The organism is Microbispora sp. H10949, from assembly GCF_014161435.1.
GTDB classification, from domain to species: domain Bacteria; phylum Actinomycetota; class Actinomycetes; order Streptosporangiales; family Streptosporangiaceae; genus Microbispora; species Microbispora triticiradicis.
Genome location: NZ_JABBWZ010000008.1, coordinates 328,719 through 349,983, shown reverse-complemented (window position 1 = coordinate 349,983; position 21,265 = coordinate 328,719). Strand labels below are relative to the sequence as shown.

The following is a 21,265-nucleotide window of genomic DNA, read 5'->3' as shown; positions in this document are numbered from 1 at the left end:
CCTCACAATTCCTGCGTCATATCGTCGAATTCCAGGCCCTGGAACGCCATGTTGATCAGACTCTCGGCGTCCATTTCGTCAATGGACGCCGCGGGTGCCGAATCGGCGGCCGATTCGGCGGACTCGGCGCGGGCTCCGCCGAGTTCCAGCAGGGTGTCCAGCAGGCCCGCGTCGCGCAGCCTGCTCAGGGGAATCGCATTCAAGATCCGGCGGACCCGTTCCTCGGTGTCCGCCGAGCCGTTCTGTCCGTCCGCGTCGGTCGCCAGCTCTCGGTCGAGGTGGGCGGCGAGCACGAGCGCGTTCGGGTAGTCGAAGACCAGCGTCGCCGGCAGGCGCAGCCCGGTGACCGTGTTCAGTCCGTTGCGAAACTCGACGGCCGACAGCGAGTCGAAGCCCAGCTCGCCGAACGCGCGGTCCGGCTCGATGGCCTGCGAGCCGCTGTGCCCCAGCACCAGAGCGGCCTGGGTGCGCACGATGTCCAGCAGCGCCGCCTGGCGTTCGGTCTCGGACAGACCGGCCAGGCTGCTCCGCAGGGCGGCGGCGGCCGACGCGTTCCCGGTGCCGCGCCGGGCCGGCCGGCGTACGAGGCCACGCAGCAGGGCCGGCGGCTCGTTGCCGGCCGCGACCGCGGCCAGGTCGAGCCGGATCGGCACCACCGTGGCCGCGTCCCCGGCGCAGGCCAGGTCGAACAGCGCGAGGCCCTGCTCCTCCGTCAGCGGTTCCACACCGGTACGGCTGAGCCGCTGCCGGTCGGCGTCGGTCAGTCCCCCGCCGATGCCGCCTTCGTCGTCCCACAGGCCCCAGGCCTGTGACTGCGCGGTCAGACCGGCGGCCCGGCGGTGGAGCGCCAGCGCGTCCAGGAAGGCGTTCGCGGCGGCGTAGCTGCCCTGACCGGGGTTGCCGAACACGCCGGCGGCCGAGGAGAACAGCACGAACGCCGAGAGGTTCCGGCCCGTGGTGAGTTCGTGCAGGTTCAGCGCCGCGTCGACCTTGGCGCGCAGCACGTGGTCCACGCGCTCGGGGGTGAGCGAGGAGATCACGCCGTCGTCGAGCACGCCGGCGATGTGCACGACGCCGGTGACGTCCACCGCCGACAGGAGCTCGGCGAGCGCGGCGCGGTCGGCGGTGTCGCAGGCGGCGACCGTCACGTCGGCGCCCAGCGCGGCCAGTTCGTCGCGTAGCTCGGCTGCCCCCGGGGCGGCGAGCCCTCGGCGGCTGGTCAGCAGCAGCCGCGGCACGCCGTACCGGGTGACCAGGTGCCGGGAGACGAGCCGGCCCAGTGTGCCGGTCGCGCCGGTGACCAGGACGGTGTCGTCCGGCCCGAAGGACCCGGCGGGCGTGTCGTCCTCGGCGGCGGCCGGCAGCCGGGCGAGCCTCGCCGCGTGCATCGCGCCGTCGCGCACGACGACCTGCGGCTCGTCCGTCGCCAGAACCGTCGCGAGGTCCACCGAGTCGTCGGTGTCCAGCAGCAGGATCCGGCCCAGGTTCTCCGACTGCGCGGACCGCACCAGTCCCCAGACCGCGGCGCCCGCGAGATCGACGGAGTCCTCTCCCGGCAGCGGTACGGCGCCCCGCGTGGTCACGGCCAGCGTGGAACCGGCGAACCGGGAATCGGCCGCCCAGGCCTGCAGTACGGCGAGCGCCCGGTGCGTCGCGGCCCGCACCGCCGCCGCGTCGCGGCCGTGGCCGGCGTCCAGCACGACCACCTCCGGAGGCACGGCGTCGTCGGCCAGATCGGCCCAGGCCGCCCACGACACGGGAAGCGCCGCCGGGGCGCCGGCGATCGGCGTCCAGGACAGCTGGAAGAGCGAGTCGCCCGCGCCCGGTTCCGCCGCCCGAAGCTGCTCGGTCGAGGTCGCGCGCAGGGTCAGGGACTCGACCGACGCCACGGGTACGCCGTACCGGTCGGTGATCTCCATGGACAGCGACGTGTCGCTCAGCCAGGTCAGCCGCACGCGCAGCGCGTCGGCTCCGGCCGCGTGCAGCACGACCCCGCGCCAGGCGAAGGGCAGCAGCGCCTGCTCCCGGTCGGCCGCGCCGTCCGGAGGCACGAGACCCAGCCCGTGCAGCGCGGCGTCCAGCAGCGCCGGGTGCACGCCGAACGTGGCGGCGTCCTCCCGCGCCTGTGCCGGAAGCTCCACCTCTGTGAAGATCTCCGCGCCGCGCCGCCACGCCGTCTTCAGGCCCTGGAACGTCGGGCCGTAGCCGTAACCGCGTTCGTGCAGGATGTCGTACGCGTCGCTCACGTCCACCGGGGTGGCGTCGGCCGGGGGCCACTGCAGGTGGCCCGTGGACGCGGTGGGCGCGGAAGCGGTGAGGGTGCCTTCGGCGTGCAGCGTCCAGGGCTCGTCCGCCGGGGCGTTCTCCCTGCGGGAGTAGACCGCGACCGTACGGCGGTCGGTGTCGTCGGCGGCGCCGACCACGACCTGCACCTGCATCCCGCGATCACGTGAGCCGGGATCACCCTCGGGCAGCAGCAGTGGCGCCGCGAGGGTGAGCTCCTCCAGGACGGCGCAGCCGACCTGGCCTCCCGCCGCGACCGCCAGCTCCACGAAGCCCGTGCCGGGGAAGAGCACGTTGTCCAGCACCTGGTGGTCGGCCAGCCAGGGATGCGTACGGACCGACAGCCGGCCGGTGAACGACATCCCGTCCGAGTCGGGGGCCGGGATCGCGGCGCCGAGCAGCGGGTGCTCGACGCGCTCCAGGCCCATGGCCGCCGCGTCCACACCCTCCTGCTCGTGTTCGAGCCAGTAGAACTCGCGCTGGAAGGCGTAGGTGGGCAGGTCGACCCGGCGGGCGCCGGTCCCGGCGTAGAAGGCCCGCCAGTCGACCGGGACGCCGGCGGTGTGCAGCTGGCCGAGCGCGGCGACGACCGTGCCGGGCTCGGGCCGTCCGGCCCGCATGGTGGCGGTGAAGACGGTGGTGTCGGCCTCGTCGAGGGTCTGCTGGGCCATCGCGGTCAGCACCGCGTCCGGGCCCAGCTCCACGAACCGGGTCACCCCCTGGCCGGCCAGTGCGCTGACGGCGTCGGCGAACCGCACCGCGCCCCGCACCTGGTCCACCCAGTACCGCGCGGTGCCGAACCCGTCGTCGGCGAGGCCGCCGGTGACGGTGGACACGATCGGGATCGACGCCGGAGCATAGGTCAGGGACTCCGCCACCGTCTGGAAGTCGGCGAGCATCGGCTCCATCAGGTGGGAGTGGAAGGCGTGGGAGACCCGCAACCGGCGCGTCTTCCGCCCCTGCTCCGCCAACCGAGCCGCCAGGGCCAGAACGGGTGCTTCCTGCCCGGAGACCACCACCGCACGGGGGCCGTTGACCGCCGCGATGTCCACCCCGTCAGTGAGCAGGGGGGTCACCTCGTCCTCGGTGGCCTGGATGGCGACCATCGCCCCACCCGACGGGAGGGCCTGCATCAACCGGCCCCGCGCCGCCACCAACCGGCACGCGTCGCTGAGTGACAGCATCCCGGCGACGTGCGCGGCGGCCAGCTCACCCACCGAATGCCCGGCCAGGTAGTCCGGCCGCACCCCCCACGAGGAGACCAGGCGGAACAGCGCCACCTCGACGGCGAACAACCCCGCCTGCGCATACGCCGTCTGGTCCACCAGATCGGCGTCGGCGCCCCAGATCACCTCACGCAGAGGCCGATCCACATGCGCATCCAGCTCGTCCGCGACCGCGTCGAAGGCCTGCGCGAACACCGGGAACGCCGCGTGGAGTTCACGGCCCATGCCCAGGCGCTGGGCACCCTGACCGGTGAACAGCACACCCACCTTCCCGGTGGAGCGGGCGACACCCTGCACCACCCCAGGTGCGGTGCGGCCCTCAGCCAGCGCGGCGAGCCCCGCCAGCAGGGTGTCCCGGTCCCCACCCGTGATGACCGCCCGCCGCTCGAACGACGCCCGCGTCGTCGCCAGCGACAACCCGACATCCGCCACGCCGAGGGAGGGACGGTCCTGCACGAAGGACAGCACCCGCGCCGCCTGACCGGCCAGCGCATCCGCCGTCTTGCCCGACACCACCCACGCCACCGGAGCCGCGCTCTCGCTCTCGACCGGGACCTGCGTGGTGCCGTCGGCCACCTCAGGCGAGGCGGGGAGGACGCTGCCGGCGAGCAGGGCCGGGGAGGGAGCCCCGGCAAGGAGGACATCCGCAGGGGCGAGGTCGGCGGGGGCCTGCTCGATGATGACGTGGGCGTTGGTGCCGCTGATGCCGAACGACGACACACCCGCACGGCGGGGACGGTCCACCTCCGGCCACGGCATCGCCTCGGTCAGCAGCCGCACGTGTCCGGCCGACCACTCGATGTGCGGGGAGGGCTCGTCCGCGTGCAGCGTCTTGGGCAGGACGCCGTTGTGCATGGCCATGACCATCTTGATGATCCCGCCGACGCCGGCGGCGGCCTGCGTGTGGCCGATGTTGGACTTGAGCGACCCCAGCCACAGCGGCCGCTCCTCCGGGCGGTCCTGGCCGTAGGTGGCCAGCACCGCCTGCGCCTCGATCGGGTCGCCGAGAGTGGTGCCGGTGCCGTGGCCCTCGACCACGTCCACGTCCCGCACCGACAGCCTGGCGTTGGCCAGGGCCTGGCGGATCACCCGCTCCTGCGAGGGGCCGTTCGGCGCGGTCAGACCGTTCGACGCGCCGTCCTGGTTCACCGCCGTACCGCGCACCACCGCGAGCACCCGGTGCCCGAGCCGCCGCGCGTCCGACAACCGCTCCACCAGCAGCACACCGCAGCCCTCGGCCCACGCCGTGCCGTTCGCTCCTGCGCCGTACGCGCGGCAGCGGCCGTCGGGCGACAGCCCCCGCTGGCGGGAGAACTCGATGAAGGTGTCGGGGGTGGCCATCACCGCGACTCCGCCGACCAGCGCCAGCGAGCACTCACCGGATCGGAGTGCCTGCCCGGCCAGGTGCAGGGCTACCAGGGAGGAGGAGCAGGCGGTGTCGATTGTCACCGACGGGCCTTCGAACCCGAAGACGTACGACACCCGGCCCGAGGCGATCGATCCGGTGTTCGCGTTGGCGGCGTAGTCGTGGTACATCATCCCGGCGAACACGCCCGTGGACGAGCCCCGCAGCGAGCCCGGGTCGATCCCGGCCCGCTCCATCGCCTCCCAGGAGGTCTCCAGCAGCAACCGCTGCTGCGGATCCATCACCAGCGCCTCGTTCGGCGAGATCCCGAAGAAGGCCGCGTCGAACTCCGCCGCCTCGTGCAGAAACCCGCCCGACTTCACATAGCTGGTGTTCGGACGCTTGCCGTCGGGGTCGAAGATCTCTTCGATGTTCCAGCCGCGGTTCACCGGCAGGTCGGAGATCGCGTCCACCCCGCCCGCGACCAGGCGCCACAGGTCCTCCGGCGAGGACACCCCACCGGGGTAGCGGCACGCCATGCCCACGATCGCGAGCGGCTCGTCGACCGAACCGGCCGTGGCCGCCACCGCCGTACGCCTGGTGTCGGCACCGACCACCTCGGCCGCGATGTGCTCGGCGACGGCGAGCGCGTTGGGGTAGTCGAAGACCAGCGACGCCGGCAGCCGCAGCCCGGTGACCGCGTTCAGTCCGTTGCGGAGTTCCACGGCGGAGAGCGAGTCGAAGCCCAGCTCGCCGAACGCCCGGTCGGGCTCGATCGCCTCCACCCCGGCGTGCCCGAGGACGGCGGCCGCCTGCGTACGCACGATGTCGAGCGCGGCGGCGACCCGCTCGGCCGCGGTCAGTCCGGCGAACCTCTCCCGTACGGCGGAGGCCGCGCCGCCGGCCGCGGCGGCCACCCGGCGAGTGGGGACGCGGACGAGGGTGCGGAAGAGGGACGGGAGCTCCGCTCCCGCTTCTGCGAGGGCGGCGAAGTCCAGCCGGATCGGCACCAGCGTGCCGGAGTCCACGGTGCAGGCGACGTCGAACAGCTCCAGCCCCTGCCGGGCCGACAGCGGCTCCACACCGTTGCGGCTCAGCCGCTGCCGGTCGGCGTCGCCCAGCTCGCCGGCCATCCCGGCGTCGTCGGCCCACAGTCCCCAGGCCAGGGACTGGGCGGTGAGGCCGTTCGCCCGGCGGTGCGCGGCGAGGGCGTCCAGGAAGGCGTTGGCCGCGGCGTAGCTGCCCTGACCCGGCGTCCCGAACACTCCCGACGCCGAGGAGAACAGCACGAACGCCGCCAGCTCACGATCACGCGTCAGCTCGTGCAGGTTCAGCGCCGCGTCCACCTTCGGACGCAGCACCCGATCCACCCGCTCCGGCGTCAGCGACCCGATCACACCGTCGTCCAGCACACCCGCCAGATGCACGACTCCCACCAGCGGGTGCTCCGCCGGGATCCCCGCCAGCACCCCTGCGAGCGAGGCGCGATCAGCGGCATCCGCTGCCGCCATCGACACTCGCGCGCCGAGGTCCGCAAGCTCGCCGATCAGGTCGGCCGCGCTCTCGGCCGAGGCGCTCCTGCTGGTGAGCAGCAGGTGACGCACTCCATGCGCCACGACCAGGTGCCGCGCCACCAACCGGCCCAGCATCCCGGTGCCACCCGTAACCAGCACCGTCCCCTCCGCCGGGAACGACGTCAGCGGTGTCGTCTCCGGCGCCGAGACCGGGACCCGGACCAGCCGGGGCGCGTACGCGGCGCCGTCGCGGATCGCCACCTGCGGCTCGCCGATGCCCATGACGGCACCGAGGTCCACGCCGGCGTCCACTCCGCTGTCCGCGCTGTCGTCCAGGTCGGCCAGGACGATCCGGTCGGGATGCTCCCGCTGCGCGGTCCGCACCAGCCCCCAGACGGCCGCGCCGGCGAGGTCGGTCACGTCGTCCGCGCCGGGCAGCGGGGCGACCGCCCCCCGGGTGACGACCAGCAGCCTGCTGTCGGCGAAGCGCTCGTCGGCCGTCCACTCCTGCAGTACGGCCAGCACCTGGTGGGTCGCGGCCCTGACCGCCCCGGCCTCGTCCGCGGAAGCCCCGTCCGGGTCGCCGAAGGGCTCCCGGAGCACGATGACGTCCGGCACCGTCGCCGCGGCCGGGTCCAGGGCCGCCCAGTCGGCGTACGTCAGGGAGACGGCCGGGGGCACCGGCACCTTCGTCCAGTCGACCCGGTACAGCGAGTCGTGCAGTTGCGCGGGCTGCAGCTGTTCCGGCGCGACCGGCCGCGACGTGAGCGACCGCACGGCGGCGACCGGTGCTCCCTCGGCGTCCGCGATCTCCAGGGAGAAGGCGTTCTGCCCCGCGGGCGTCAGCCGGACGCGCAGCGCCGTCGCGCCGACGGCGCTCAGCGACACGCCCGCCCAGGAGAACGGCAGCATCGTGGGGCCGTCGTCGGTGTCGTCCCCGCCGAAGTGCAGCGAGTGCAGTGCCGCGTCGAACAGTGCGGGGTGGAGTCCGAAGAGTGCGGCATCCTGGTGTTCGTGGTCGGGGAGGGCGACTTCGGCGAACAGTTCCTCGCCGCGTCGCCAGGCCGCGCGTAGTCCCTGGAAGGCCGGGCCGTAGCCGTAGCCGCGTTCGTGCAGGATCTGGTAGGCGTCGGTGAGGTCCACCGTGCCGGCCTCAGCCGGAGGCCACTGGCTCAGGTCCGCACCGGCCGGGTTCGCATCTGCCGGGTTGGTGGCCGGGTTGGTGGACAGGGTGCCTTCGGCGTGCAGCGTCCAGGGCAGGTCGGCCGGGGCCTGCGCGCCTCGTGAGTAGATCGCCACCGTACGGCGGCCGTCCTCGTCGGCGGCGCCGACCACGACCTGCACCTGCACCGCGCCCTCACCGGACCCGGCGGCCCCGCCCGGGAGCACCAGCGGCGCGGCCAGCGTCAGCTCCTCCACCTGCGTGCACCCGGTGTGCTCGGCCGCGTGCAGCGCCAGCTCCACCAGACCGGTCCCCGGCAACAGCACACTGCCGAACACCTGGTGATCGGCCAGCCACGGATGACTCCGTACGGAGAGCTGACCGGTGAAGACCACGCCCCCGGACTCGGGCAGCGGGAGCACGGCGCCCAGCAGAGGGTGCTCGACGGCCTCCAGCCCGGCGGAGGACAGGTTGCCGATGTGATCGGCCACCCAGGACTCGGACAGGTAGTCGATCGGGTTGAGCCAGTAGCGCTGGCGCTGGAAGGCGTAGGTGGGCAGGTCCACGCGGCGGGCGCCGGTCTCGGCGTAGAAGGCCTGCCAGTCGACCGGGACGCCGGCGGTGTGCAACTGGCCGAGCGCGGCGACGACCGTGCCCGGTTCGGGCCGCTCGGCCCGCATGGTGGCGGTGAAGACGGTGGTGTCGGCCTCGTCGAGGGTCTGCTGGGCCATCGCGGTCAGCACCGCGTCCGGGCCCAGCTCCACGAACCGGGTCACCCCCTGGCCGGCCAGAGTGGTCACCGCGTCGGCGAACCGCACCGCGCCGCGCACCTGGTCCACCCAGTACCGCGCGGTGCCGAACCCGTCGTCGGCGAGGCCGCCGGTGACGGTGGACACGATCGGGATCGACGCCGGGGCGTAGGTCAGCGACTCCGCCACGGTGTGGAAGTCGGCGAGCATCGGCTCCATCAGGTGGGAATGGAAAGCGTGGGAGACCCGCAACCGGCGCGTCTTGCGCCCCTGCTCCGCCAACCGAGCCGCCAGGGCCAGAACGGGTGCTTCCTGCCCGGAGACCACCACGGCGCGGGGGCCGTTGACCGCGGCGATGTCCACCCCCTCGGTCAGCAGGGGGGTCACCTCGTCCTCGGTGGCCTGGATGGCGACCATCGCCCCGCCCGACGGGAGGGCCTGCATCAACCGGCCCCGCGCCGCCACCAACCGGCACGCGTCGGCGAGCGACAGCATCCCGGCGACGTGCGCGGCGGCCAGCTCACCGACCGAGTGCCCGGCCAGGTAGTCCGGCCGCACCCCCCACGAGGAGACCAGGCGGAACAGCGCCACCTCCACCGCGAACAACCCCGCCTGCGCATACGCCGTCTGGTCCACCAGATCGGCGTCGGAGCCCCAGATCACCTCACGCAACGGCCGGTCCAGATGCCCATCCAGCTCAGCGACGACCGCGTCGAAGGCCTGCGCGAACACCGGGAACGCCGCGTGGAGTTCACGGCCCATGCCCAGGCGCTGGGCGCCCTGACCGGTGAACAGCACACCGACCTTCCCGGTGGAGCGGGCGACGCCCTGCACCACCCCAGGTGCGGTGCGGCCCTCAGCCAGCGCGGCGAGCCCCGCCAGCAGCCCGGCCCGATCCCCACCCGTGATGACCGCCCGACGCTCGAACGACGCCCGCGTCGTCGCCAGCGACAACCCGACATCCGCCACGCCGAGGGAGGGACGGTCCTGCACGAAGGACAGCACCCGCGCCGCCTGACCGGCCAGCGCATCCGCCGTCTTGCCTGAGACCACCCACGCGACCGGAGCCGCGCTCCCGGCCGGGACCAGGGCAGCATCCTGCCCCGCGACGGAGACCGCGTCCTGCCCGGACACCGGCTCAGCGGCGCCGTCGGCGAGCACCACACCCTCGCCGGCCACAGCGGCGGCGCCGGCAGGCTGACCGCTCTCGGCCAGGACCGACGCGGCACCGTCGGCGGCAGCCGCAATCTCGGCCGTGGCCGTGGAGACGGCTCCGATGAGCAGAGCCGGGGAGGGAGCCTCGGCGAGAAGGACGTCGGCGGCGAGGTCGGCGGGGGCCTGCTCGATGATGACGTGGGCGTTGGTGCCGCTGATCCCGAACGACGACACACCCGCACGACGGAGGCGGTCCACCTCCGGCCACGGCATCGCCTCGGTCAGCAGCTGGACCTGACCGGCGGACCACTCGATGTGCGGGGAGGGCTCGTCCACGTGCAGGGTCTTGGGCAGCACCCCGTGCCGGATCGCCTGCACCATCTTGATGACCCCGCCGACACCGGCCGCCGCCTGCGCGTGACCGATGTTCGACTTCAGCGACCCCAGCCACAGCGGCCGCTCCTCCGGACGGTCCTGACCATAGGTCGCCAGCACCGCCTGCGCCTCGATCGGGTCACCGAGAGTGGTGCCGGTGCCGTGCCCTTCGACCACGTCGACGTCCTGCACCGACAACCTGGCGTTGGCCAGGGCCTGGCGGATCACCCGCTCCTGCGACGGACCGTTCGGCGCGGTCAGACCGTTCGACGCGCCGTCCTGGTTCACCGCCGTACCCCGTACAACGGCCAGCACCCGGTGCCCGAGCCGACGGGCGTCCGAGAGCCGCTCCACCAGCAGCACACCGCAGCCCTCGGCCCACGCCGTGCCGTTCGCGCCGGCCGCGAACGACCGGCACCGGCCGTCCGGCGACAGCCCCCGCTGGCGGGAGAACTCGATGATCGCCTCCGGTGTGGCCATCACCGCCACACCACCCACCAGCGCCAGCGAGCACTCACCCGACCGCAGCGCCTGCCCGGCCAGATGCAACGCCACCAGCGAGGAGGAGCACGCGGTGTCAACAGTGACCGACGGGCCCTCGAACCCGAACACGTACGACACCCGGCCCGAAGCGATCGATCCGGTGTTCGCGTTGGCGGCGTAGTCGTGGTACATCATCCCGGCGAACACGCCTGTGGACGAGCCCCGCAGCGAGCCCGGATCGATCCCCGCCCGCTCCATCGCCTCCCACGAGGTCTCCAGCAGCAACCGCTGCTGCGGATCCATCACCAGCGCCTCGTTCGGCGAGATCCCGAAGAACCCGGCGTCGAACTCCGCCGCCTCGTGCAGGAACCCACCCGACTTCACATAACTGGTGTTCGGCCGCTCCCCACTCGGATCGAACAACCCCTCAACATCCCAGCCACGATCAGCCGGCCAATCCGAAATCGCGTCCACACCATCGGACACCAGCCGCCACAAATCCTCCGGCGAGGACACCCCACCGGGGTAGCGGCACGCCATGCCCACGATCGCGAGCGGCTCGTCGACCGAACCGGCCGTGGCCGCCACCGCCGTACGCCTGGTGTCCGCACCGGCGACCTCGGCCGCGATGTACTCGGCTACGGCGAGCGCGTTGGGGTAGTCGAAGACCAGCGACGCCGGCAGGCGCAGCCCGACCTGGGCGTTCAGCGCGTTGCGGAACTCCACCGCGGACAGCGAGTCGAAGCCCAGCTCACCGAACGCCCGATCGGGCTCGATCGCCTCCGCCCCGGCGTGCCCCAGCACGGCGGCCGCCTGCGTACGCACGATCTCCAGCAGCGCAGCCACGCGGTCCGCTTCGGACAGCGGCGCCAGTCGCTCGGCCAGTTGCGCCGCCGCCGCGGGAACTCCGGCCGCACTTCTGCGGGCCGGTCGCCGGACCAGGCCGCCCAGCAGGGCCGGCGCCTCCGGGCCGGCCGCGGCGAGCGCGGTGAGGTTCAGCCGGATCGGCACCACCACGGAGGCGTCCGAGGCGCAGGCCGCGTCGAACAGTTCCAGCCCCTGCTCGGCCGACAGCGGTTCCACACCGGTACGGCTCAGCCGCTGCCGCTCGACTGCGGTCAGTTCACCACCCATGCCGCCCTGGGCGTCCCAGAGGCCCCAGGCCAGGGACTGGGCGGTGAGGCCGTTCGCCCGGCGGTGTGCGGCGAGGGCGTCCAGGAAGGCGTTGGCCGCGGCGTAGCTGCCCTGACCCGGCGTCCCGAAGACCCCCGACGCCGAGGAGAACAGCACGAACGCCGCCAGCTCACGATCACGCGTCAGCTCGTGCAGGTTCAGCGCCGCGTCCACCTTCGGACGCAGCACCCGATCCACCCGCTCCGGCGTCAGCGACCCGATCACACCGTCGTCCAGCACACCCGCCATGTGCACCACGGCCGAAACGTCCACCCCGGCCAGCAGAGCCGCCAACGCGTCCCGATCGGCCACGTCACACGCGACCACCGACACCTCGGCGCCGAGGTCCGCAAGCTCTTCGATCAGGTCGGCGGCGCTCTCGGCCGAGGCGCTCCTGCTGGTGAGCAGCAGGTGACGCACTCCATGCGCCACGACCAGGTGCCGCGCCACCAACCGGCCCAGCATCCCGGTGCCACCCGTGACCAGCACCGTCCCCTCCGCCGGGAACGACGTCACCGGCTCGACCTCGGCGGTTGCGGCGGGCACGCGGACGAGCCGGGCCGCGTACATCACCCCGTCGCGCACCACGACCTGCGGCTCGCCCGACGCCACCACGACCGGCACGTCCACCGAGCCGTCGGTGTCCAGCAGCAGGATCCGGCCCAGGTTCTCCGACTGCGCGGACCGCACCAGGCCCCAGACAGCCGCACCGGCCAGGTCGGTCACGTCCTCACCGGGCAGCCCCACGGCACCCGACGTGACCACCGCCAGCACCGCATCCGCCGGCCGCTCCTCCCCCGGCCACGACTGCAACGCCGACAGCACCGCATGCGTCGCCCCACGCACCGCATCCGCCGACACACCCGGCTCACCGCGGACCACGACCACCTCGGCCGGGTCGGTGGTGGCCGGTGACGCGCCGCCGATCGGCGCCCACGAGAGCCGGAACAGCGGGGCGGCCTGCCGCGAAGTGGCCGCGTCGAGCCCGCCGGCCGGGATCGTCCGTACGGTCAGCGACTCGACCGACGCGACCGGGGCACCGGTGTGGTCGGCGACGGCGATGCTCACCGCGTCCGAGCCGACCGTGGTGACCCGGACGCGCACCGCCTGCGCGCCGGTCGCGTGCAGGGCGACCCCCGCCCACGAGAAGGGCAGCGCCGCCTCCTCGCCGATCACGCTGGTCAGCCCGATGGCGTGCAGGCACGCGTCGAGCAGGGCCGGGTGGATCCCGAACCGATCGGCCTCCTCCTGCACGGACTCGGGCAGCGCCACCTCGGCGAAGACGTCGTCGCCGCGGCGCCAGGCGGTCTTCAGGCCCTGGAAGGCAGGGCCGTACGTGATTCCGGCCTCGGCCAGGTCGGCGTACAGGCTGCTGAGATCGACCGGGACGGCACCGGCGGGAGGCCATTCGTGAGCCGCCGCCACCGGCTCGGTCACGCCGGGGGCCAGCAGGCCGGTGGCGTGGCAGACCCACGGCGCGTCGACGTCCTCGCTCCGCGAATGGACGCTGACCGACCGGCGGCCCGTTTCGTCGGCGGCGCCGACGGAGACGCGCACCGCGACGCCGCTTTCTGGCAGCACCAGCGGAGCCTGCAGGGTCAGTTCCTCAAGCACCTCGCAGCCGACCTGGTCACCGGCGCGGATCGCCATCTCGACGAAGCCGGTGCCGGGGAACACCACGTTGCCGAGAACCCGGTGGTCGGCCAGCCAGTCCTGCGTACGTGAGGACAGCCGCCCGGTCAGCACCACGCCGTCCGACTCCGGCGACGTCACGACAGCGCCCAGCAGCGGGTGATCCGCCGAGTCCAGGCCCGCCGACGCGATGTCGGCCGCCCCCGCGAAGGCCCCGGCCCAGGCCTGCCTCCAGTAGTCGAGGGTGTCGAGCCAGTAGGACTCGCGCTGGAAGGCGTAGGTGGGCAGGTCGACGCGGTTGGCGCCGGTCTCGGCGTAGAAGGCCTGCCAGTCGACCGGGACGCCGGCGGTGTGCAGCTGTCCGAGCGCGGCGACAACGGTGCCCGGTTCGGGTCGCTCGTTCCGCATGGTGGCGGTGAAGACGGTGGTGTCGGCCTCGTCGAGGGTCTGCTGGGCCATCGCGGTGAGCACCGCGTCCGGGCCCAGCTCCACGAACCGGGTCACCCCCTGGCCGGCCAGGGTGGTCACCGCGTCGGCGAACCGCACCGCCCCGCGCACCTGGTCCACCCAGTACTCGGCGGTGCCGAACCCGTCGTCGGCGAGACCGCCGGTGACGGTGGACACGATCGGGATGGACGGCCGCTCGTAGGTCAGGGACTCCGCCACGGTGTGGAAGTCGGCGAGCATCGGCTCCATCAGGTGGGAGTGGAAGGCGTGGGAGACCCGCAACCGGCGCGTCTTCCGCCCCTGCTCCGCCAGCTTCGCCGCCAGGGCCAGGACCGGACCCTCCTGCCCGGAGATCACCACCGCGCGGGGGCCGTTGACCGCCGCGATGTCCACCCCATCGGTCAGCAGCGGCAGCACCTCGTCCTCGGTGGCCTGGATGGCGACCATCGCCCCACCCGACGGCAGGGCCTGCATCAACCGGCCCCGCGCCGCCACCAACCGGCACGCGTCGGCGAGCGACAGCATCCCCGCGACGTGCGCGGCGGCCAGCTCACCGACCGAGTGACCGGCCAGGTAGTCCGGCCGCACCCCCCACGAGGAGACCAGGCGGAACAGCGCCACCTCCACCGCGAACAACCCCGCCTGCGCATACGCCGTCTGGTCCACCAGATCGGCGTCGGCGCCCCAGATCACCTCACGCAACGGCCGATCCAGATGCCCATCCAGCTCAGCGACGACCGCGTCGAAGGCCTGGGCGAACACCGGGAACGCCGCGTGCAGTTCGCGGCCCATGCCGAGCCGCTGGGCACCCTGACCGGTGAACAGCACACCCACCTTCCCACCGGAACGGGCGACACCCTGCACCACCCCAGGTGCGGTGCCGCCCTCCGCCAGCGCGGCCAGCCCCGCCAGCAGCCCGGCCCGATCCCCGCCAGTGACCACTGCCCGCCGCTCGAACGACGCCCGCGTCGTCGCCAGCGACAACCCGACATCCGCAACGCTCAGGGAGGGACGGTCCTGCACGAAGGACAGCACCCGCGCCGCCTGACCGGCCAGCGCATCCGGCGTCTTGCCCGACACCACCCACGCCACCGGAGCCCCGGTCTGGACCTCACCCTCAGCGACGACGGAGGCCACGCCCTCACCGGACACCGACTCACCGGCAGCACCGGCAGCACCGGCGAGCGCCAGGCCTTCACCCGCCGCTGCGGCGGCCTCGGGCTGCCCGCTCTCGGCCAGGACCTGGGCGCTGCCCGCGAGCAGGGCCGGGGAGGGAGCCTCAGCAAGGAGGACGTCGGCGGCGAGGTCGGCGGGGGCCTGCTCGATGATCACGTGAGCGTTGGTGCCGCTGATCCCGAACGACGACACACCCGCACGACGCGGACGGTCCACCTCCGGCCACGGCATCGCCTCGGTCAGCAACTGGACCTGCCCGGCCGACCACTCGATGTGCGGGGACGGCTCGTCCACGTGCAGCGTCTTGGGCAGCACCCCGTGCCGGATCGCCTGCACCATCTTGATGACCCCGCCGACACCGGCCGCGGCCTGCGCGTGACCGATGTTCGACTTCAGCGACCCCAGCCACAGCGGCCGCTCCTCAGGCCGATCCTGACCATAGGTCGCCAAAACCGCCTGCGCCTCGATCGGGTCACCCAGCGTCGTACCGGTGCCGTGACCCTCCACCGCATCGACGTCCTGCACCGACAACCGCGCGTTGGCCAGCGCCTGGCGGATCACCCGCTCCTGCGACGGACCGTTCGGCGCCGTCAGACCATTCGACGCACCGTCCTGGTTCACCGCCGTACCCCGCACCACCGCGAGCACCCGGTGCCCGAGCCGCCGCGCGTCCGACAACCGCTCCACCAGCAGCACACCGCAGCCCTCGGCCCACGCCGTACCGTTGGCGCCCGCGCCGTACGCGCGGCAGCGGCCATCGGGGGACAGTCCGCGCTGGCGGGAGAACTCGATGAAGGCCTCCGGCGTGGCCATCACCGCCACACCACCCACCAGCGCCAGCGAGCACTCCCCCGACCGCAGCGCCTGCCCGGCCAGATGCAACGCCACCAGCGAGGAGGAGCACGCGGTGTCAACAGTGACCGACGGGCCCTCGAACCCGAACACGTACGACACCCGGCCCGAGGCGATCGATCCGGTGCTGCTGTTCGCGGCGTAGTCGTGGTACATCATCCCGGCGAACACCCCGGTCGCCGAGCCCCGCAGCGAGCCCGGGTCGATCCCCGCCCGCTCGATCGCCTCCCAGGAGGTCTCCAGCAGCAACCGCTGCTGCGGGTCCATCACCAGAGCCTCGTTCGGGGAGATCCCGAAGAAGGCCGCGTCGAACTCCGCCGCCTCGTGCAGGAACCCACCCCGCTTCACATAACTGGTGCCGGGCCGGGCGCCGTCGGGGTCGAAGAACTCCTCGACGTCCCAGCCACGGTTCACCGGGAACTCGGAGATCGCGTCCACCCCGCCCGCGACCAGCCGCCACAGGTCCTCGGGCGAGGACACCCCGCCCGGATAGCGGCACGCCATGCCCACGATCGCCAGCGGCTCGTCCGTCGCGTCCGTGGCGGACCGTACGGCGGTGATCTTCCGGCCCGTTCCGGTGAGTTCGGCGGCGAGGTGACGGGCGAGCGCGGTCGGGGACGGATAGTCGAAGACCAGCGAGGCGGGCAGCCGCAGGCCGGTCTCGGCGTTCAGCGCGTTGCGGAACTCCACGGCGGAGAGCGAGTCGAAGCCGAACTCGCCGAACGCCCGGTCCGGCTCGATCGCGTCGGTCGAGGCGAAGCCCAGCACCTGCGCCACGTGTCCGAGCACGAGCCGCAGCAGCATGGGCTGCCGCTCTTCCTCGGGCAGTTCGGCCAGCCGCCGCGCGAGCGCGCCGTCGGCGGATCCGGCCCCGGCGCTGCGCCGGCGGACCGCGGGGACGACGCCGCGCAGCAGCTGGGGCAGGTTCTCGGCCTGGGCGCGCAGGCCGGGGAGGTTCAGGGTCAGCGGCGCCAGCACCGGCTCGGCCGTCGTGAGGGCGGCGTCGAAGGCGGCCAGCCCGGTGTCGGCGTTCAGCGGGACGAAGCCGCCCTGGGAGAAGCGCGACTGCTCCAGGGTGCCGGCCATGCCGGCCGCCCACGGGCCCCAGGCCAGCGACTGGGCGGTGAGGCCGCCCGCCCGGCGGTGTGCGGCGAGGGCGTCCAGGAAGGCGTTGGCCGCGGCGTAGCTGCCCTGACCCGGCGTCCCGAAGAGCCCCGACGCCGAGGAGAACAGCACGAACGCCGCCAGCTCACGATCACGCGTCAGCTCGTGCAGGTTCAGCGCCGCGTCCACCTTCGGACGCAGCACCCGATCCACCCGCTCCGGCGTCAGCGACCCGATCACACCGTCGTCCAGCACACCCGCCATGTGCACCACGGCCGAGACGTCCACCCCGCCCAGCAGAGCCGCCAACGCGTCCCGATCGGCCACGTCACACGCGACCACCGACACCTCGGCGCCGAGCCCGGCGATCTCGTCGCGCAGCTCCGCGGCGCCGGGCGCCTCCGGGCCGCGGCGGCTGACCAGCACCAGGCGGCGCACGCCGTGCCGGGCGACCAGGTGCCGGACCACGAGTTCGCCCAGCGCGCCGGTGCCGCCGGTGACCAGGACGGCTCCGTCACCGAACCCGGCGGGCCCGGCCTCCGGAGCGCCGGTCGGCACCCGGACCAGGCGGGCCGCGTACATCACCCCGTCACGCACCACGACCTGCGGCTCGCCCGACGCCACCACGACCGGCACGTCCACCGAGCCGTCGGTGTCCACCAGAACCACCCGGCCGGACAACTCCGACTGCGCCGAACGCACCAGCCCCCACACCGCGGCACCGGCCAGGTCGGTCACGTCCTCACCGGGCAGCCCCACGGCACCCGACGTGACCACCGCCAGCACCGCATCGGCCGGCCGCTCCTCCTCCGGCCACGACTGCAACGCCGACAGCACCGCATGCGTCGCCCCACGCACCGCATCCGCCGACACACCCGGCTCACCGCGGACCACGACCACCTCGGCCGGGGACGGCTGGGCCGTGCTCACCGGGAGGGGCGACCACTCCACCCGGTACAGGTTCTCCGGCAGGGCCGGCGACGACGCCTGCTCGGCGGAGATCGGGCGCAGCGTCAGCGAGTCGGCGGACAGCACCGGCCGTCCGCTCGTGTCGGCGATGTCCAGCGTCACCGTCCCGGCGCCGGCCGGGGTCAGCCGTACGCGGACGGCGGGAGCGCCGGCGGCGTGCAGGGTGACCCGTGACCACGCGAACGGCACCACGGCCTGCTGCTCGAACAGCCCGGCGAAGGCCGCGGTGTGCAGGCAGGCGTCCAGCAGGGCCGGGTGGATGCCGAAGTCGGCGGCGGCGGAGGTCGCCTGCTCGGGCAGCGCGACCTCGGCGAACACCTCGTCGCCCGAGCGCCAGACGGCTCGCAGGCCCTGGAAGACCGGGCCGTAGCCGAGGCCGGCTTCGGCGAGGTCGCCGTACAGGTCGCCGAGTTCGACCGGGACGGCCCCGGGCGGCGGCCACTCGGCCGTCGCGTCCTCGGCGGGGGCGGCCCCGGCGGTCAGCACGCCTTCGGCGTGCAGGGTCCACGGCAGGTCCGTGCCCGGTTCGTCGAGACGGGAGTAGATCGCCACTGTACGCGCGGGGGACGCGGCGTCCTGTGGGCCGAGCACCACCTGGATCCGGACGCCGCGATGGACGGAGTCCGCCTCCGGCAGCGCCAGCGGCGCGTGCAGGGTCAGCTCGTCGAGCACGGCGCAGCCGACCTGGTCACCGGCGCGGATCGCCAGTTCGACGAACGCCGTCCCGGGCACCAGGACCCGGCCCATGACGCGGTGGTCGGCGAGCCACGGCTGCGCGCGGGTGGACAGGCGGCCGGTGAGGACGACCTCCCCGGAGTCGGGCATCTGGACGACCGCGCCCAGCAGCGGATGCCCCGGGGCGTCCAGGCCGGCGGCGGCCACGTCGGCGGTGGGAGCGGCCTCCACCCAGTATCTGCGCCGCTGGAACGCGTACGTCGGGAGGTCCGCCCGCACGGCGCCGCTTCCGGCGAAGACGGCCTGCCAGTCCACGGGAAGCCCGCTCGTGTGCAGCCCGGCGAGGGCGGCGATCATGGCGGCGGGCTCCTGCCGGTCCTTGCGGAGGGTCGGGAGGAGCGCGCCGGTTCCGACGGTCTGCCGGGCCATCGCGGTGAGCACCGCGTCCGGGCCCAGCTCGACGAACCGGGTCACCCCCTGAGCGGCCAGGGTGGTCACGGCGTCGGCGAACCGCACCGCGCCCCGCACCTGGTCCACCCAGTACCGCGCGGTGCCGAAGCCGGAGTCGGCGAAGGCGCCGGTGACGGTGGACACGATCGGGATGGACGGCCGCTCGTACGTCAGCGACTCCGCCATTTCGGCGAAGTCGGCGAGCATCGGCTCCATCAGGTGGGAGTGGAAGGCGTGGGAGACCCGCAACCGGCGCGTCTTCCGCCCCTGCTCCGCCAGCTTCGCCGCCAGGGCCAGGACCGGGGCCTCCTGCCCGGAGACGACCACCGCGCGCGGCCCGTTGACCGCCGCGATGTCCACCCCATCGGTCAGCAGCGGCAGCACCTCGTCCTCGGTCGCCTCGACCGCGACCATCGCCCCACCCGACGGCAGCGCCTGCATCAACCGGCCCCGCGCCGCGACCAGCCGGCACGCGTCGGCGAGCGACAGCATCCCCGCCACGTGCGCGGCGGCCAGCTCACCCACCGAGTGACCGGCCAGGTAGTCCGGCCGCACCCCCCACGAGGAGACCAGGCGGAACAGCGCCACCTCCACCGCGAACAACCCCGCCTGCGCGTAGGCGGTCTGGTCGACCAGGTCGGCGTCCTCGCCCCAGATCACCTCACGCAACGGCCGATCCAGATGCCCGTCCAGCTCGTCCGCGACCGCGTCGAAGGCCTGGGCGAACACCGGGAACGCCGCGTGCAGTTCGCGGCCCATGCCCAGGCGCTGGGCGCCCTGACCGGTGAACAGGAAGGCGGTGTCGCTCTCGGCCGCCGTGCCCCGCACGATGGCAGCCGACGGCTCGCCCGCGCCGAGCTCGGCCAGGCCACGCAGGACGGACTCCCGGTCGGTCGCGAGCAGCACCGCCCGGTGCGCGAGCGCGGCCCGGCTCGTCGCCAGGGAGTAGCCGAGGTCGACGACGGACGTGTCCGGCGACCCGTCGAGGTGCTCCAGCAGCCGGGCCGCCTGGGCGCGCAGCGAGTCGGCGTCGCGTGCCGAGACCGGCAGCGGCACGGGCGTCGCGGCCGGCCACACCGGCGCGCTCGCGGGAGTGCTCTGCGTCACCGGCTCGGCGGGGGGCGCCTCCTCCAGCACGACGTGGGCGTTGGTGCCGCTCACGCCGAACGACGAGACGCCCGCCCGGCGAGGCCGATCACCCGACGGCCACGGCCGCCGCTCGGTCAGCAGCCGGACGTTCCCCGCCGTCCAGTCCACGTGCGAGGACGGCTCGGTGACGTGCAGGGTGCGCGGCAGCACCCCGTGCCGCATGGCCATGACCATCTTGATCACGCCGCTGACCCCGGCGGCGGCCTGCGCGTGGCCGATGTTGGACTTGACGGAGCCCAGCCACAGCGGCTGGTCGGCCGGCCGGTTCTTGCCGTAGGTGGCGAGCAGGGCCTGCGCCTCGATCGGGTCGCCGAGGGTGGTGCCGGTGCCGTGTCCCTCCACCGCGTCGATGTCCGCCGTGGTCAGTTCGGCGCCGGCGAGCGCGTCGCGGATCACCCGCTGCTGCGCCGGGCCGTTCGGCGCGGTGAGGCCGTTGCTGGCGCCGTCGGAGCCGACCGCGGAGCCGCGGATCACGGCCAGCACGTGGTGCCCGTTGCGCCGCGCGTCCGACAGGCGCTCCAGCAGCAGCAGACCGGCGCCCTCGGCCCAGCCGGTGCCGTCGGCGCTGTCGGAGAACGCCTTGCACCGGCCGTCCCGGGCGAGGCCGCTCTGCTTGCTCATCCCGATGAACGGGCCCGGCGTGGACATGACCATCACGCCACCGGCCAGCGCGAGCGCGCACTCCCGGTTGCGCAGCGCCTGCGCCGCCAGGTGCAGCGCCACCAGGGACGACGAGCACGCGGTGTCGACCGTGAGGGTCGGCCCCTCCAGACCAAGGGTGTAGGCCACCCGCCCGGAGATCACCGCGGACGCGGTGGCCGTGCCCAGGTAGGCCTCGGCCACCTCGGGGGCCGCGTCCAGCAGGCCCGCGTAGTCCTGCATGCCGGAGCCGACGAACACGCCGACCCGCTCACCGCGTACGGAGTGGGGGTCGAGGCCGGCGCGTTCGAGCGTCTCCCAGGCGACCTCCAGCACCAGGCGCTGCTGCGGGTCCATGGCCAGCGCCTCGCGGGGCGCGATGCCGAAGAAACCGGCGTCGAATCCCGCCACGTCGGCGACGAAGCCGCCCTCCCGTACGTAGCTGCGCTCGGTGTCGAGGTCCCAGCCGCGGTCGACCGGGAACGGGCCGATGGCGTCGACCTCGTCGGCGACGAGCCGCCACAGCTCCTCGGGTGAGGTGACGCCGCCCGGGTAACGGCAGCCCATGGCGACGATCGCGATGGGTTCGGTGGCATCGGCCTCCACCTGGCGCAGCCGCGAGCGGGTCTGGTGCAGGTCCGCCGTGACCTTGCGCAAATATTCAAGGAGCTTCTCGTCGTTGCCCATCAGCGAGTCCCCAGTTAGTC

General features: G+C 73.7%; 1 protein-coding gene. It reads right to left on the bottom strand.

Translation table 11 applies throughout. The features are described 5' to 3' along the window. Positions 1-2: 2 nt before the first annotated feature. The gene (locus HHX40_RS37025) at positions 3-21,245 is read right to left on the bottom strand and encodes a type I polyketide synthase (protein WP_182882212.1); all 21,243 of its coding nucleotides are present in this window, start codon (positions 21,243-21,245) and stop codon (positions 3-5) included. Positions 21,246-21,265: the final 20 nt, after the last annotated feature.

Bases quoted from the DNA above. Each gene is read 5' to 3' on its own strand.
- HHX40_RS37025 (WP_182882212.1), bottom strand. From the start codon at position 21,245: ATGGGCAACGACGAGAAGCTCCTTGAATATTTGCGCAAGGTCACGGCG.